Source organism: Photorhabdus caribbeanensis, from assembly GCF_018448885.1.
GTDB classification, from domain to species: Bacteria; Pseudomonadota; Gammaproteobacteria; order Enterobacterales; family Enterobacteriaceae; genus Photorhabdus; species Photorhabdus caribbeanensis.
Map to the genome: position 1 here is coordinate 29,248 of NZ_RCWB01000024.1, position 15,360 is coordinate 44,607.

14 protein-coding genes are annotated in these 15,360 nt (G+C 40.8%); 12 read left to right on the top strand and 2 right to left on the bottom strand.

Annotated elements, in window-relative coordinates:
- Window positions 1-103: 103 nt before the first annotated feature.
- On the bottom strand, window positions 104-907 hold the full coding sequence (locus EAE90_RS15770; protein WP_214054264.1) for a YrpD family protein: 804 nt from the start codon (window positions 905-907) through the stop codon (window positions 104-106).
- A 443-nt stretch (window positions 908-1,350) separates the two neighbouring features.
- Here EAE90_RS15770 and EAE90_RS15775 point away from each other — a divergent pair, with 443 nt between their 5' ends.
- Window positions 1,351-2,280 carry a hypothetical protein gene (locus EAE90_RS15775; RefSeq protein ID WP_214054265.1) on the top strand — a complete coding sequence of 310 codons (930 nt, stop codon included), beginning with the start codon at window positions 1,351-1,353 and terminating at the stop codon, window positions 2,278-2,280.
- A gap of 168 nt (window positions 2,281-2,448) precedes the next feature.
- Window positions 2,449-2,670, top strand: a complete 222-nt coding sequence (locus EAE90_RS15780; protein ID WP_246550831.1) for a type II toxin-antitoxin system TacA family antitoxin — start codon at window positions 2,449-2,451, stop codon at window positions 2,668-2,670.
- 100 nt (window positions 2,671-2,770) lie between these two features.
- On the opposite strand, the gene EAE90_RS15785 is transcribed toward EAE90_RS15780, so the two are convergent.
- A complete protein-coding gene (locus EAE90_RS15785) occupies window positions 2,771-3,187 on the bottom strand; it encodes a flagellar protein FlhE (RefSeq protein ID WP_246550833.1) in 417 nt (138 codons plus the stop codon).
- Between the two features lie 316 nt (window positions 3,188-3,503).
- Here EAE90_RS15785 and EAE90_RS15790 point away from each other — a divergent pair, with 316 nt between their 5' ends.
- The 10 genes from EAE90_RS15790 to EAE90_RS15835 all read left to right on the top strand — a co-directional run bounded on the left by EAE90_RS15790 (window position 3,504) and on the right by EAE90_RS15835 (window position 15,343).
- Window positions 3,504-4,247: an ABC transporter ATP-binding protein gene (locus tag EAE90_RS15790; protein WP_246550836.1), complete on the top strand. Its 744-nt coding sequence runs from the start codon at window positions 3,504-3,506 to the stop codon at window positions 4,245-4,247.
- Complete coding sequence (locus EAE90_RS15795; RefSeq protein ID WP_422615999.1) at window positions 4,240-5,454, top strand: ABC transporter permease; 1,215 nt, start codon at window positions 4,240-4,242, stop codon at window positions 5,452-5,454. Before EAE90_RS15790 ends, EAE90_RS15795 begins: the two co-directional genes overlap by 8 nt.
- On the top strand, window positions 5,447-6,925 hold the full coding sequence (locus EAE90_RS15800) for a TolC family protein (RefSeq protein ID WP_214054266.1): 1,479 nt from the start codon (window positions 5,447-5,449) through the stop codon (window positions 6,923-6,925). The genes EAE90_RS15795 and EAE90_RS15800 overlap by 8 nt, the downstream gene beginning before the upstream one ends.
- A 43-nt stretch (window positions 6,926-6,968) precedes the next feature.
- The gene (locus EAE90_RS15805; RefSeq protein ID WP_214054267.1) at window positions 6,969-8,195 is read left to right on the top strand and encodes an efflux RND transporter periplasmic adaptor subunit; all 1,227 of its coding nucleotides are present in this window, start codon (window positions 6,969-6,971) and stop codon (window positions 8,193-8,195) included.
- Window positions 8,196-8,601: 406 nt separating this feature from the next.
- Window positions 8,602-9,057 carry a hypothetical protein gene (locus EAE90_RS15810; protein ID WP_214054268.1) on the top strand — a complete coding sequence of 152 codons (456 nt, stop codon included), beginning with the start codon at window positions 8,602-8,604 and terminating at the stop codon, window positions 9,055-9,057.
- Between the two features lie 371 nt (window positions 9,058-9,428).
- Window positions 9,429-10,493, top strand: a complete 1,065-nt coding sequence (gene zapE, locus EAE90_RS15815) for a cell division protein ZapE (RefSeq protein WP_214054269.1) — start codon at window positions 9,429-9,431, stop codon at window positions 10,491-10,493.
- Window positions 10,494-10,535: 42 nt separating this feature from the next.
- Window positions 10,536-11,282 (top strand): sulfite exporter TauE/SafE family protein, encoded by a 747-nt coding sequence (locus tag EAE90_RS15820; protein WP_214054270.1) that lies wholly within the window; start codon window positions 10,536-10,538, stop codon window positions 11,280-11,282.
- A gap of 35 nt (window positions 11,283-11,317) precedes the next feature.
- Window positions 11,318-12,844, top strand: a complete 1,527-nt coding sequence (locus tag EAE90_RS15825; protein ID WP_214054271.1) for a 4-hydroxyphenylacetate 3-hydroxylase family protein — start codon at window positions 11,318-11,320, stop codon at window positions 12,842-12,844.
- A 77-nt stretch (window positions 12,845-12,921) separates the two neighbouring features.
- Entirely contained in the window at window positions 12,922-13,962 is a 1,041-nt protein-coding gene (locus EAE90_RS15830; RefSeq protein ID WP_214054272.1) for an aromatic ring-hydroxylating dioxygenase subunit alpha, read from the top strand.
- Between the two features lie 25 nt (window positions 13,963-13,987).
- Window positions 13,988-15,343 carry a diaminobutyrate--2-oxoglutarate transaminase family protein gene (locus EAE90_RS15835; RefSeq protein ID WP_214054273.1) on the top strand — a complete coding sequence of 452 codons (1,356 nt, stop codon included), beginning with the start codon at window positions 13,988-13,990 and terminating at the stop codon, window positions 15,341-15,343.
- Window positions 15,344-15,360: the final 17 nt, after the last annotated feature.

Consider the following 15,360-nt stretch of genomic DNA (forward strand, 5'->3'; position numbering starts at 1 on the left):
GGAATACCTAATTTTGATTTAAGGTATATTAGTGAAGAACGTTTAAAAATAAATAACCAGTTCCTTAGATATTAGGGAACTGGTTAAAATATCTATTATGATATTATCTGGTTGTTATTTTTATTGCGGCACTATTCGAACTTGTAGTAATACTTGCTCCTTTTGTTGCATGAATGACTGGATTAACAACTTTATTGTCTATAACTACATCTTTAAATGTAGCAATATATTCTTTATGGACTTTAATATTTCCTTCTGGTGTTCCACTAGGTATAGCGATTGTGGATAATATTTTCCAGTTACTTATTGAGCTGACATTGGTATTTTTTATCTCTGAAATCAGTCTACCAGCATAACCATTATTGGATATTCCCCAATATATCGCCCTTGTTGCACCATTTAAATTTTTATATATGGTGAGTTGTACTTCACTGCCAGGTTTAAAACCATTTTTATAAGTAAAGTTATCTTTTCCTTCAATATATTGAACCGTGTCTTGTCCACGATTTCCTACTTTCATATATGGCTTCCAAACATTATAGGTAGTACTGTATTGGAAACCAATATCTGATTCTACTTGACCAGAAAAACCAGAGTATACATATAGCGTTCCACCCGATGCTTTAAATGAAGCACCTTGTTTAATCTCTGGCAGGATTACTTTTGTGGTGAGAATAGATCCTTGACTATTAAGAATTGCTCTTCCTCCGATACCACCTTTAATAGTTTCTTCACGAAGAGATAATGTATTTGAAAGCGATTGTGTTTCGGCTGCTTTAACTTCATATGCGTTAATTATTGAGAAAGTATTAATTACAATTATACTGGCTAAAGCTATTTTAGTGAGTTTATTACTTGAGGTGACAATATTATCTCTCATAGAAAATTTATTTTTAAATTGAATCATATTATTTTCCTCATTAATGTATTTTTAAGTTTAGTTATCAATATGAATAATATTGACAGGGTTGTATTAATTTAATACCATGATTTCCTGTCAGGAAGCCATATATTTTAGTGAGTTTTGTATTCATTAATAAAATACCATTAATTCCAAACACAACAAAAAACATTTTTATTTTGTTTTATGATAAAAAAGGCTTAAATATTATTTATCAAACTGACTTGTTTTTATGAATTATATTTTTGTTTGCTTGATTACATTGGTGAGTGTATTTTTAAGATGAAATATAAATAACTGGTCTGTGAAGCGCAATATTTAAAACAGTTTTACATTCTCGGATTATCAATATGATTGATTAACGAAATGATTTTTATCCACCAGAAATTAATTATATTTTGGCGAAGAGAACAGACCTAATAACTTAAATCATCTTAAGAGAAAAACTGATGACAGATAAACAACCTTATTCACCTGAAATAAAATATTTCCCATGGGAACCTAATGATGCGCCGTTATTTATCATACTTGGACAATCAAATAGTTATGGTCATGGAACACAATTACCACAAGATGAAGAAATTACACAAGGTTTAAAAAACGTATTCACATTATCTCTGCCAGAAGTTTACAGCGTTGACTTTCCCGCAATTAACTGGACAGGGCTGACCAGCTTTGGCAATGCCAATATTGGCGCTCCTGTCGGTTTACCTCGTGGTAATCAAGATCACTCGGTCAATGCTGCCAATCGTTTTGCCAAACTCTGGCAAGACCATATAAATCAGGGTAATGCACTTAATTTGCCTGATCTTTATGTCATTTTGATGGGCTGGGGTGGTCAAGGGATGTATCTGGATAATCCGCCGGATAACCGTTGGGCGCCTGAGCGAGATCCTTGTGATGTGGAATCGCTCTATCCGCGTGCGATCAGAACCTTGCGCATGGCAATCGAATCATTGCGTAAACTAGGAAAAAATCCTCGTATTTTGGCTGTTCATTGGAACCAGTGGGAAGCGGAAACCGAAAGTTTATTGGCGGCACAGGCATCAGAGCGGAATTTTACCCGCATCATTACTGGTATCAGTGATGCTTTGGGTTCTTGCAGTATACCGTGGAGATTGTATTATCCACTTTCGGTTGCGTTTGATCCCATCAACACCCGTTACGTACTTGAAGCAATTAATAATGTTATCGCGGATGATCCGCAATACCGAACGCTGATTGATGCACGGAATTCGCCCGACTATACCGGGAAGGCGACTGAGTTTGGTGTTTTTCTGCCTGATAGTCTGCATTATGATGGCAAAACCCAGACATGGTTTGCTCAACAGGAATGGGAATTGATTTTATCTGGTTATAAAGGGGTTGAACTACCATAGGGTTAATTATCTGAGAGATGCCTAGATGGCGGTTAGGGCCGTCATCTTATCGGTAGGAATAATATATCTTTGAGTATCTATGTATGCCTTTTCAGCATACATATTGATAAATGTTTTGTATACCATAATGGCACCATGTTTATATGGATTAAAAATGCAGATGAAATCATGGCTACTAATACAGAACGCAAAGAGACGTATTTAGAGTTTCTTATTGCATCAAGAATGGAGAGAGCGAGTAACGTGATTGAACGAATTGAAACCTTACATCTTTCGATGAAGGGGGCTGATGCTTTGTTGGCAGCTTTGGAAAATCCGCCAAAAGCAAACTCTAAGCTACTTAAAGCCGCGAAGCACTATAAGGATATGGTGAATGTCCGTAATCCTTGAAGAAATCATCTAGTAACTTTCTTAAACCCTACAATATTCAAAGCAAATCAAAATTGCCGCCTATAATACAGACGGCAATCTTTGGAGAGTTATTGAAATATCATTCCCAACTGACAGTAATTTCTCCGGTTTGACCTGCTATTGGCATAACGTTACCGTTTCCAACCTTTAAGGCGAAAAGGAACTGCTGTGCTGGGCTTCTATTATTAAATGCGGCTGTCGACATTCTTCGCGTGCGTGATATATCTACGCAACTGCTGATATTTCCCTGACAAAGATAAACCGATAAATTCTGAGGCCATCCAACAACGTTCCAAGTCCAAGATACATTGGTAATCTTTCCTGTTGCAGGGGGAGAACCGACAATAGGAACGTTAACAGTTTCTAAGAAATTTTTGGAATACAGTGTGGGTAAAACAACTGAAGAGTGATAGCTGCCACTTGCCGCAGCTACTGTCTGTGAGAACATAGTTAACAATAAAGCGCTACCAATACCCAAGATTTTTTTTAATTTCATAGCCATTACCCCAGTACCTGATACTTTTCTATTGCGAGAACTTAGATATACATTTCGATCTCGCGCCCTGTATCTCCTGAATTTTTATAAAAGCCTGTACGCAATGCCAAAGTAGGCTGGAGTAATTTGGGGGGATTAACTCCAAAATGCAATGAGTGATTTGAATTTATGTTAAGTAAATCTAATATATTTTCGTTGTTCGATGTTTTTGCCTGTCACTTAGACCGTAATCTTTTACAAGAAGATCTTCCCATGATATAAAACCTGCTAAACAACCCAGTGGAGCCAGTGATACGTTTAATGGATGTCAAACGCGATGAATAAATCAGACATGACAATCATAACTTCCCCATGCCAGGAAGCCCTGATTTACATGGAAAATATTTGTCGATCTTATCGTATGGGGGAAAAATATTACCCGGTACTTGATAAAATATCATTCACTATCATGCGTGGGCAAAGTTGTGCGATTGTCGGCGCTTCCGGTTCAGGCAAAAGTACTCTACTCAATATTCTTGGTTTACTGGATCAACCCACTTCTGGGTATTTTCAGTTTAGTGGCGTTAATATAACAAATGTTACTCCTAATGAACGGGCGAGAATAAGAAATCAGGAAATTGGTTTCGTATTTCAGAGTTTCAATTTACTTCCCAAAATGCAGACGTTGGATAATGTGGCGCTGCCATTGCTATATCGTGGATACTCTCGTTCTTTAGCTCGGCAGGAGGCGAAATACCAGCTTGAGTTGGTTGGTCTGGCTGGCCGTATTTATCATCGTCCGGCTGATCTCTCCGGGGGACAGCGGCAACGTGTTGCCATTGCCAGGGCTTTGGTTGGTAAGCCTTCTCTGATTTTGGCGGATGAACCGACAGGCAATCTCGATAGTGCGACGGCACGAGATATCATGGCGCTTCTTCTGTCATTGAACCGTGAGCAAGGCGTTACACTCGTCATGGTTACACATGATGAAGCCATAGCCAAAAATATGCAGCGCTGCCTCTATGTTAACAACGGGCGGCTTTCCGAAACCGATATGTGGCTGGATAGCCCCGATGCTTAATCTGAATTCTGGTCGCTACGGTTTTTCCTTCACGCAAGCCTTGCGAGAATCACTGGGTAGCCTGCGTCTGTTAGGAAGACGCTCTTTGCTTGCTTTACTTGGTATTGCCGTCGGATGTGCTTCGGTCATTGCACTTTTAAATATCGGTCATAACGCTGTTAATGAAGCTATCAGTACTTTTAAAAGTATGGGAAGCAATATTTTGGTTGCTCATTTTGCTTTCATTCCAGGTGTCGATGTCAAACCCGCGCCATCTACGCTGGATACTCAGGCACTGACTCGTACAATACCGACTATTACACATGCTGCGCCCATCACGTTATATTCGACTCGTGTACGCTTTCACGGAAAAGGGATCGATACCAATATTACCGGTACATCCTCTGATCTGGCTGCGGTGCTGGATTTACAGATCGAGCAGGGGCGTTTTCTATCGGACTATGATCGCCAAACGACCTATGCCGTGCTTGGAGCGGACATTGCCAAACAATTAAAAGTAGCCAATCAGCCTATTCGAGTAGGCAGTCAATTGCAAATTGGGGAATATCTGTTTGAAGTGATAGGAATTCTCGCTGCTCAGGGGCCGAACCCTTTACTCCCCGGCTCTATTGATCATTCCGTCATACTGCCCATTGAAGCAATGCGACGGTTGCGGTCTGCGCCAGAAATTGGCAGCGTCATTGCCAGAGCACGTGACACAACAACGCTAAACAGTGACGCAGTGTCGTTACGTGACTACCTTTTCTCATTATCAAAAGGTCGTCGTGTCGAAGTTGATATTCCGAAACAATTGCTTGATGGATTGACACGTCAGGCAAGAACATTTTCCTATTTGCTCGCGGGTTTAGGGGGAATTTCGTTGCTGGTGGGAGGTGTGGGCGTGATGAATGTCATGCTGATGAATGTTTCAGAACGTAGACGTGAAATTGGTGTTCGTATGGCTTTGGGAGCTCGGCCTGTTGATATTGGTATGTTGTTTATGTTGGAGGCTGCCATTCTGGCCATTGCCGGTGCAATGGTTGGTTCATTGTTGGGGGTTGCGGCAGGGTACCTATTTGTAAAATTTTCCGGTTGGGTATTTACGTTATCCTTATTCTCTTTGCCTCTGGGTATCGCCAGTTCATTAGTGATCGGTCTGTTTTTTGGTATCAATCCGGCATTAGCGGCTGCCAGGTTACAACCGGTAGAGGCACTGCGTGATGATTAGCCAAGTTTTTCAACGTGCTATTGGCATTATCATTGCCTTGATAATAGCTGTATCTGCCGAACAGGCTATAGCGGAACAGTTGAATCCATCACAGGCAACCATGTCTGCAACGAAGTCAATTTCTCTTAATCAGCAAACTATTGGTCTGACGCTGAGTGATGCAATCTATTTAGGGTTACGAAATAATCGTTTGATTCGCAGTGCTTATTTGGATCGGATTGCACAGAAATTCGATTTGCGCGTTGCTGAGGATCGTTTTACGCCAAAATTGCTGATTAATAGCCGTTATATCGCGGCCCGTAATCAAAGCGATCGTTATCGCCAAAGCGAGATTACACCCACATCTACGCTGCTTGGAGAATATGGCACTCGGTTTAGTTTGTCTTGGACGAATCGGACGACATGGGCAGACAATGCGGGTCGTAGCCGTAATGATGGTGTTTCATTCTCAGTTATTCAGCCTCTGCTGCGGGGTGCCGGTAAAGATGTGGCTACAGCGCCTGTGCGCCTTGCTCAATTGATGGAGCAGACAAATCGTTTGAACCTAAAAGCGACGGTATCCCAGACTATCACGCAAATTATTATGGCTTATCGTGAATTGTTGCGTGCTCAAGAACAATTACAAATCGCCCGTGATGCTCTTGAACGTTCGCGTCAACTACTGGAAGTTAACAAAGCTATGATCTCCGCAGGCAGAATGGCGGCTTTTGAGATTGTCCAGACGGAGGCTGATGTTGCAATGCAAGAACTGGCTGCGGAGGAAGCAGCTAATCAATTAGATACCAGCCGCTTAGAGTTGTTGCGTCTGCTTGCCTTAGACTTACAAACTCAGGTAAAGGCTACTGACAGATTGGAAGCTAAACGTGTAGATATTAACCTGCTACAGGCGCAGAATTTAGCACAAGAGCAGCAACCATCGTATCTCACTCAATTGATTACTGCGGAGCAGGCTGCGATTAACCTGACAGTTGCCCGTAACGAACGCTTATGGGATGTCTCTTTGGTTGGTGGAGCCAGCCAGGTACGAGATAGAACAGGGGCAAACAGCTCCCGTAATTGGGAAAATTATGCCGGTGTTCAAGTAGAGATACCCATTGGCGATTTGAGTCAGCGCCAGGCGGAAGTGCGGGCGCGGGTTGATGTTCAGAACCAGGACATTCGTCTTGCAGAGGCAAAACAGTCACTGGAACGTAATGTGGGTAATGCGGTGCGCGATATTGGTACGCGCTGGCGTCAATATGAGATCGCACAGCGTGCCAGAGATCTATCCTTGCGCAAGCTAGAAATTGAACGTGAAAAATTGACGGTGGGCCGCTCCAGTAACTTTCAAGTATTGAGCTTTGAAACCGATTTGCGTAATGCCGAGAATGTTCGTCTTAATGCGTTGATCACCTACTTAAATGCACAAGCGGAGTTGGACGAAACGTTAGGCACCACGTTAGGGAGTTGGGATATTGCACTTAACGACTAAGATCAGGGGACTTGCTCGTTCCAAATATAAGATTCGTTGGCTCATGACATTTGCCATTGCATTAGTCATTGGGGCTGCCATTGCTTATGTTCTCCTTTTTTCCTCAACTGATACATCATCACCGCAGCGATGGGTACATGTTGAACCTCAATTACTGGAGAATCGTCTTGGGTTAGTTGGCCGTATTCAGGCGGCAACCAGTTTGACGATCGCAGCGCCATTCGATGGTGTTATTGCCGAAGTGATGGTAACGGAAGGCCAGCGCGTTAAGCGTGGGCAACCGCTGTTGAGCCTTGATACAACACAGTTGGACATTCAACTGCGGCAGGCGCTTACAGAACTGTTGAAAGCTCAGAAAACGGTACAAGATTTGGTGGGGTGGGAGAACAGCCCCGATGTTGCTAGGGTACGTAGAACTTTAACCAATGCCCAGTTAAGTTTGAGTGATACCGAACGCAAGCTAATCGATACCCGGGCTTTGTTCGAGCGTGGCATTGTTCCCCGTATGGAGGTTGATACATTGGAACAGCAGGTCAGAGTCCAACAACTCGATCTTGCCGCCGCTAAGGTGGAACTGAGTGTTGCCCTCGATAAAGGTACAGGGGAGAATCGCCAGATTGCTGATATGGAATTAGCTAATGCCCAATCGCGTTATCAGGCGCTTCAGGCCCAGCAAGCCCAACGTGAATTGCTTTCTCCTTTTGATGGCATTGTTATTCGTCCCCAGGTACCGGAATCAGATAAGGGGGTATTTATTCAAAAGGGAACACGTGTCACTCAGGGAACACCTCTGTTAGGGGTAATCAATTTGGAACAAATTCAAGCGGTAGCTCGTATTGAAGAGGCCGACCTTCATCAAGTGTATGAAGGAATGCCGGTTGAGATCACCGGTGATGGTTTTGCCGGGTTATCTCTACGGGGGCAAATTAAGACAATTGGTGTACAGGGGAATTCAAAGGAAATGCAGGGAGCGGGCGTAACCTATGATCTATTAGTGGCGATTGATCCTCTTACTCCCGAACAGCGGCAGCGTATCCGGCTGAGCATGAGTGCGAAACTGGCTATTGTCACCTATCGCAATGAACGTGGGTTGGCCGTGCCAGCCGAGGCATTACATACCGGCTCTGATGGACGAACTTTCGTCACCTATCGTCGTGAATTAAACGCACAAACACAGCAGATTATGGTGACACCGGGGCATGCCGTTCCTCAAGGTGTAGAGGTGAGTGGGTTGGAGGCAGGCTATGTTGAAGTTCCTGCGCAGAAATAACGAATTTAACCTCATTAATCAGATAATCTAATTTGGGTGCAATATCTCATTGTGAAAGTTCATATATTGGAGGTTCATTTGTCACAATATTTAAATTTTTGAATCTGCAATTGATGATCTTTCGTTACCTCCTTTGCGCTACAGCAAAGTAAAATCTCGACCATCGTTGTCAATCAACATGTGAACATGAAGGGCTTCTCCATCCATTTCAAAAAATGCTTAAACCTTCCGATAGTGCACTATTTAAATAAACTCTGCAAAAAAGTGGTCTATATTATAGAGACATAAAGTGGAAATTTACTTTATGAAATTGAGTATATATTGTACGCAAAAATAAATTATAGAAAAGAAAGTTGTATTAAAACGCAGTAAGCCAATCTAAACAACATAAAGGAGAGTATCTAACATGTTAGTACGTAAGTCGTTGTTGGCCCTGTTTGCAACTGCTTCCCTAACTGCCGCAGGTGTCGCTTATGCAGGTCCGGCGGTAACAGTTATATTTAAGCATCTTGGTGCGTCTGGTAGCGGAGATGCTGTTTATACCATCATTACTAATAATGAATCTGGTACCTATGTCAATGCGACACCCAAACCTAGTCCAAGCGTAGCGCCAGGAGGAGTCGATATTTATCAGGTTCAAAGCCCGCTTTCACCGGACGTAAACTATGCGATGGTGCGATATAAGATAGGGGTTAAGACCTGCGAATTTATGACCACTTTTGTGAACGGATATGTTAATGGCGTTAAAATTCCAAAATGGAATAAAGGAGCAACACCGAGCGGAGGTGCTGTTTGTAATGCAACCATCACCTCTACTAATATTGCGACCTACGCATGGTCAGTTGAATTTACGATGAAGTAGCACAGGCGAGCCAGATACTTTATGGGATATATCTGGCTCATCATGTTTTTCACTTGGTTTATTTCTCAGTTAATTAATTTTCCTGCTGCACAATTGATGATAATGAGATTCTTAAAAAGAATTTGTTACTATTATCAAAAGCCTGTGAATTTATTGAAAAATGTGTCAAAGAACATAGTGGTATGCCATTATTATTCTTATGTGATACATATGTGATAGGAATCATAAAAATCATAAAAACAACTTTAGGGTATTGTGTAGTTCCCTTTGTTGGTGTTTATTTATCTTAGGGAAAAAATATTCTAAAGATGAACTGCTATTTTATTAGTTTTTATTTTTAACAAATTAAACACTATGGGGCTGGTTTGTATATGGAAAAGCGAGCGAAGGGCATAGAGTTACAACAAGCTATTCAAAAAAAAGCTCAATTGTATAAATACACTCTTGATAAATATCAAATATCTGTCGTCGAGAATATGGTGTGTTTAATTAATACGATGCTTCGTCGCTCTTGGTTTAAACGTCCCTATGTAAAGGGAATTTATATTTGGGGCCCGGTAGGCAGAGGGAAAAGCTTCATATTAGACGCTTTTTTCGAGGCGGTGCCTATAAAAAATAAACGTAGAGTCCATTTCCACCATTTCTTTCGTGAACTTCATCAATTAATGAACCTTCAAGCAGGAAAGAAGGATTCAATGGAAGCAACTTTACATACTCAGCTACAAAATTGTCAATTATTGTGTTTCGATGAATTCCATCTGCATGATATTGGAGACGCAATGCTGATTAGCCGGCTTTTAAATTTTATCTTTCAGCGTGGCATAGTCTTAATAACGACTTCAAATTATCCTCCTAATGATTTACTAGCAAACCCCCTTTATCATGAGCGGTTTTTACCTGCTATTGAGTTGATTGAGAAAAATATGAAGATAGTTTCGATGGAGGGAGAAATTGATTATCGATGTCTGGTTGGCAATGATGTCGATCCTTTTTGCCAAGGTGCTTATGTTTGGCCTGGGAATGAAGAACAACGTATTAAGCTGTCTTTGCCAGAACGTCTTATGTCTACTATAGATTTAAAAGTTGGCTATCGCATGTTGTCTGTATTATCTGCTGCCAATGGTACAATTCATTTGACTTTCCAGGATCTGTGCATCAGTCCGACAGCGGTAATGGACTATCTTGCTTTAAGTGAACGTTATCAGCGTTGGATTATTGAGGATGTTCCTGAATTAGGTCAGGTTTCCAGCGCCGCTCAACAGCGTTTTATTAATGTGGTCGATGTGCTTTATGACCAACGCTGTCAGCTCTTTTTAATCGGTTGTCACCCACTGGATGATAAAATGTTTGATGGTGTTGAACTGGCAGATATTTCGCGTACACGCAGCCGCCTTAATCAATTGAAACAATATGGTTTGGGCTTTTCTATAGCGTGAATATGATCTTGTTAACGACTCATAAGATAGGTTAAGAAAAAAATGTTGGATGCTTTAACTTACTCAAATTATGTTGTAATAGCCGGTGCTCTGTTGATTGCTTACATTATATTTGGAATTGCTGGTTTTGGTACGGCCTTAATTGCAAGCCCAGTACTCGCGTTATATATTCCTGTGGCTAAAATTGTTCCCTTGCTGGCATTACTAGATATGTTTGCCGCGATCGTTAATGTTAGTCGTGACGGACGTAAAGCCGATTGGAAGGAATTAAAACGTCTTGTTCCATTGATGATTTTCGGTAGCCTTATTGGTGCGGCGATATTACTTAAAACTAAACCTGAAATACTATTGCTTGCCTTAGGTGTATTTGTTGTTCTGTATTCTGTCTACTCTTTGAGTGGCTTAAAGCCAAATCGGAATTTTTCATCTACTGCATCATTCCCTTTCGGATTAATTGGCGGAGTATTCAGTGCATTATTTGGTAGCGGTGGTTTTCTATATGCAATTTATCTAAGCGGGCGGATTGAAAATAAAGACGCTATGCGCATCACTCAAACAACACTGATTGGTCTCAGTACATTAACGCGAGTCATAATTTTTGGTTTGGCTGGCGTATATTTCGATACTGATTTGATTTTGTTGGTATTAGTACTTGCTCCTGGCATGTTGGTTGGTATCACATTTGGTCGGTATATTACGTTGAGAATGTCGCGTGAGCAATTCTTAAAATTGGTTAATATTGTAGTATTAGTTTCTGGTGTGATGTTAATAATTAAATATTTTCATTAATACTCCAGATAAAGAGTCACAAGGAGTAATAGTATATGGTAAGTGTCTATAAAAATGAAATGATGACCGGTGAAGAGTATCTTGATAGCTTGGATGATGGGCGTGATGTATTAATATATGGGCAAAAAGTGCGTAATGTTACGAAACATCAGGCATTCCGCAATAGTGCTTATTCGATATCTAGACTCTATGACGCGTTACATAATTCAGATTCTCAGGAGATATTAACCGATATTGATCCTGACGGCTATCGAACGCATCGGTATTTTATGCCGTCCAAATCTACTGAGGATTTATTAAAAGCACGAGATGCCATAGCACATTGGGCAAAATTAACCTATGGATTTATGGGAAGAACACCAGATTATAAAGCAGGATTTACGGCTACGTTGCGTTCGACTCCTGAAATATATGGTTCGTTTAGTGATAACGCTCTATCTTGGTATCGCAAAAGCGCTCGGAAAGTACTATTTCTTAACCACGTATTAGTTAATCCCCCTGTTGGCAGGGCTAAGAATGTTTCAGATATGCGAGATATTTATTTGCATGTCGAAAAAGAAACTGATGCGGGAATCATTGTCAAAGGGGTAAAAATGGTTGCGACGAGTGCGGCAATTTCAAATGCTACCTTTGTTGCACAAAACAGTGCCACTCATTATGAGAAGGGCAGGGAAGAGGATTTTGCTCTGTGTCTTATAGTGCCAATGAATTCTCCTAATCTAAAAATAGTATGTAGAAAATCTTATGAGTTGGCGGCATTAAGCCCGTTTGATAATCCTTTATCGAGTCGTTTTGACGAAAATGATTCGGTCTTGATTTTCAATAATGTTTTCGTTCCGTGGGAAAATGTATTGATTTATCGAGATATAGAGAGAGCACGAAATTTCTATTCGGTATCTGGTTTTCTTAATCGTTACCCTTTGCAGTCAGGTACAAGATTGGCCGTTAAAATGGATCTGATATGTGGACTGTTTGCTAATGTTTTGAAATCCAATGGTTCAGATCAATTCAGAGGCGTCAGGAGCCATTTGGCTGATATTGTTGCTATACGCAACCTAATGTGGTCGTTAACAGAAAACCTTTGCCAAAATCCCGAAAAAAGAGACGACGGTTCTGTGATACCTAAATTGGATGCAGCCACAACGGTGAGATATTTCGGCACTCAAGTCATGTCACAGTTAAAACCTATATTTAATACGATCTTAGGAGGCTCGCCTATTATGCAAGTTTCAAGTTGGTTGGATATTGAAAATACGGAGGTTAGACCACTGATCGATTGCTATTATCAGGGTACTAATCAATCCGCTATTGAACGCCAGAAACTCATTAAACTTCTTTGGGATGCATTAGGGAGTGAGTTTGCCGGGCGTCATGAACTATATGAACATAATTATGCTGGTAATCATGAACAAATTCGCCTTGATATGCTGAAACATTGTGAAGCCACTGGAATAATGGATCAATGTAATGATTTAGTGAGTCAATGTTTATCTGACTATGATTTGAATGGTTGGGTAGATAAAGGTTGGCACTTTGATCCTAATAATATAGAAAAATTATAATCATATTATTTAAATCGTATTTCTATCAGCGTTCTTACACTATTTAAAGTCCTATTATATGAGTAATGGAGGTTCCGATGCTGTATTCAGGAAAATGGAATAGAGAGGAACTTGATTATTGTGCTTTAAATAATCAATGGCATGTTGTTGCAGATTCTAAGGAGGTCAAAAATAATCGACCAAAAGCTGTTCGTTTATTAGGTGAAGAACTGGTACTTTGGCGAGATAGTGAAAATAAAATACATGCATGGAAAGATTATTGTGGACATCGAGGTGCTAAATTATCATTAGGTTGTATTAAAAATGGGAATATTGAGTGTCCATATCATGGATGGCGATATGATGCTAAAGGGAATTGTACTTTTACACCTGCGCATCCGAATAATACTCCACCTTCGTCAAAAAGATTGATTTTCCGTCACTATGCAGAAGAAAAATATGGTTTTATATGGGTGAGCCTGTTAGAGCCGTTGCGTCCTATTCCTTTCTTCCCTGAATGGGATAAGTCCAATTTCAGGAAAGTGGTTGCAGGTCCTTATTATTATAAAGCTAATGCGTTAAGGTCATTGGAAAACTTTATAGATGCCTCGCATTTTCCTTTTGTTCATGCCAATCTTAACGGCTTGCCTGATGCTCCAGAGGAGATAAAGAAATATACTGTTAATCAAGATGATCGTGGGCTCCACTCTTCTGAAATTAGCGTATTTCAACCTTATGGCGACCATCGGGGAATACCGGTTACTGCACATTATTGCTACTCAGTACTCAATCCTACTACGGCTTATTTTGAGAAAAAGACCGGGGATATTGAGCGTTTTTGTACTTTCTTCAATGCGACTCCAGTTGATGAAGATGAATGTATTATATGGCTGATTGTTGCAATTAATTTTGGTCATGACCTCACATTGGAGCAGATACTTTCCAGACAAGATACCGTATTTGAACAAGACAGAATTATTGTTGAATCTCAACGACCAGTAAGATTGCCACTTGACCCACGGCAAGAAATGCATCTCAGTAGTGATCGAATGGGATTGGAATACCGTCGATGGTTAAAAATATTGGGGCTTAAAGCACGTGAAGTCATTCTCTCAGAAACAAGAGAATCTGATTTTTAATTTCCTATTTAAAAAAGGTATTAGAATGAATAATGATTTTAGATTATATCGACTTGTCGATCGCGAATCTAATGCGCGTACTTATTCGCGAAATATAGACAGGGTATTAAGTAAAGGGAAATTGTCTTATGTATATGACAGTGAAAATAAAGAATATATTGACTGTTTAGCTTGTGCCGGTGCTTTACCTCTTGGGCATAATCATCCTTTTGTAAAGCAAAAAGTTATTGAGTTTTTGGAATCTGATCAATTACAGCAGGCTTTGGATATCGCAACCCCGGCGAAAATTAACTTTGTTGAACAGCTTTATCAAATATTGCCTCAAAGCTTTGCTCGTCAGGCAAAAATACAATTTTGTAGTCCAACGGGGGCTGATGCGATAGAAGCAGCGTTAAAATTATTTAAAACAGCCACCGGGAGGCGTTCTATTATTGTATTTCAGGGGGCTTACCACGGTATGACTCATGGCGCACTTTCTTTGATGGGTAATTTGGCGCCAAAGAGATTTGTGACAGGGCTCTCTGCGGAAGTTCAGTTTCTACCTTATCCATATACTTTCCGTAGCCCCTTTGGTGCAAATACCAGCGTCAGCGAAACGGAACGCTTGAGTCTTGTAAGCCTGGAAAATCTCCTTAGTGATCCAGAAAATGGTATAACCAAACCCGCAATGGTGCTGGTTGAGGTTATTCAGGGTGAAGGTGGCTGTATTCCGGTGAGCGCTAATTGGCTACATCAGATCCGGGAAATCACGACGCGACATGATGTTCCTCTGGTTATTGATGAAGTACAGACAGGAATTGGGCGTACAGGTGATATGTTTGCTTATGAATTTGCTGATATTACGCCTGACGCGATTATTCTTTCTAAAGCGATAGGGGGAGGATATCCGCTTGCTGTGCTTCTTTATCGAGATATATATGATCAGTGGTTGCCGGGTGCACATGCCGGTACATTTCGGGGTAATCAGATTGCTTTAGTCAGTGGCGCTGCTACCTTAGATTTTATTCAGCGAGAGAATCTTCTCGATCAGATTAACTATACAGGTCATCTCCTGAAAAACAGATTACTTGAATTACAAGATGATTATCCTGCTATTGGTGATGTTCGTGGTCGGGGGCTGATGTTGGGTTTAGAATTGATTGATTTAAATTCTCCGCCAGATGTGCTTGGGCATCCTCTCGCTAATGGAAAATTAGCTCAAATGGTAAAAAAGTGTTGTTTTGATGCAGGCTTAATTATTGAGAGCGGAGGACGGCAAAGTGCTGTTTTGAGGATGTTGCCTCCTTTGATCATTACTCCTCAAGACGTAAACAATATTGTAGAACGTTTAAGAAGAGCATTTTCTATTGTTTGCTCAAACTATAATTATCAGCCATCGTGAAGCAAAATAATTTAAGG

Bases quoted from the DNA above. Each gene is read 5' to 3' on its own strand.
- EAE90_RS15770 (WP_214054264.1), bottom strand. From the start codon at position 907: ATGATTCAATTTAAAAATAAATTTTCTATGAGAGATAATATTGTCACC.
- EAE90_RS15775 (WP_214054265.1), top strand. From the start codon at position 1,351: ATGACAGATAAACAACCTTATTCACCTGAAATAAAATATTTCCCATGG.
- EAE90_RS15780 (WP_246550831.1), top strand. From the start codon at position 2,449: ATGGCTACTAATACAGAACGCAAAGAGACGTATTTAGAGTTTCTTATT.
- EAE90_RS15785 (WP_246550833.1), bottom strand. From the start codon at position 3,187: ATGAAATTAAAAAAAATCTTGGGTATTGGTAGCGCTTTATTGTTAACT.
- EAE90_RS15790 (WP_246550836.1), top strand. From the start codon at position 3,504: ATGAATAAATCAGACATGACAATCATAACTTCCCCATGCCAGGAAGCC.
- EAE90_RS15795 (WP_422615999.1), top strand. From the start codon at position 4,240: ATGCTTAATCTGAATTCTGGTCGCTACGGTTTTTCCTTCACGCAAGCC.
- EAE90_RS15800 (WP_214054266.1), top strand. From the start codon at position 5,447: ATGATTAGCCAAGTTTTTCAACGTGCTATTGGCATTATCATTGCCTTG.
- EAE90_RS15805 (WP_214054267.1), top strand. From the start codon at position 6,969: ATGACATTTGCCATTGCATTAGTCATTGGGGCTGCCATTGCTTATGTT.
- EAE90_RS15810 (WP_214054268.1), top strand. From the start codon at position 8,602: ATGTTAGTACGTAAGTCGTTGTTGGCCCTGTTTGCAACTGCTTCCCTA.
- zapE (WP_214054269.1), top strand. From the start codon at position 9,429: ATGGAAAAGCGAGCGAAGGGCATAGAGTTACAACAAGCTATTCAAAAA.
- EAE90_RS15820 (WP_214054270.1), top strand. From the start codon at position 10,536: ATGTTGGATGCTTTAACTTACTCAAATTATGTTGTAATAGCCGGTGCT.
- EAE90_RS15825 (WP_214054271.1), top strand. From the start codon at position 11,318: ATGGTAAGTGTCTATAAAAATGAAATGATGACCGGTGAAGAGTATCTT.
- EAE90_RS15830 (WP_214054272.1), top strand. From the start codon at position 12,922: ATGCTGTATTCAGGAAAATGGAATAGAGAGGAACTTGATTATTGTGCT.
- EAE90_RS15835 (WP_214054273.1), top strand. From the start codon at position 13,988: ATGAATAATGATTTTAGATTATATCGACTTGTCGATCGCGAATCTAAT.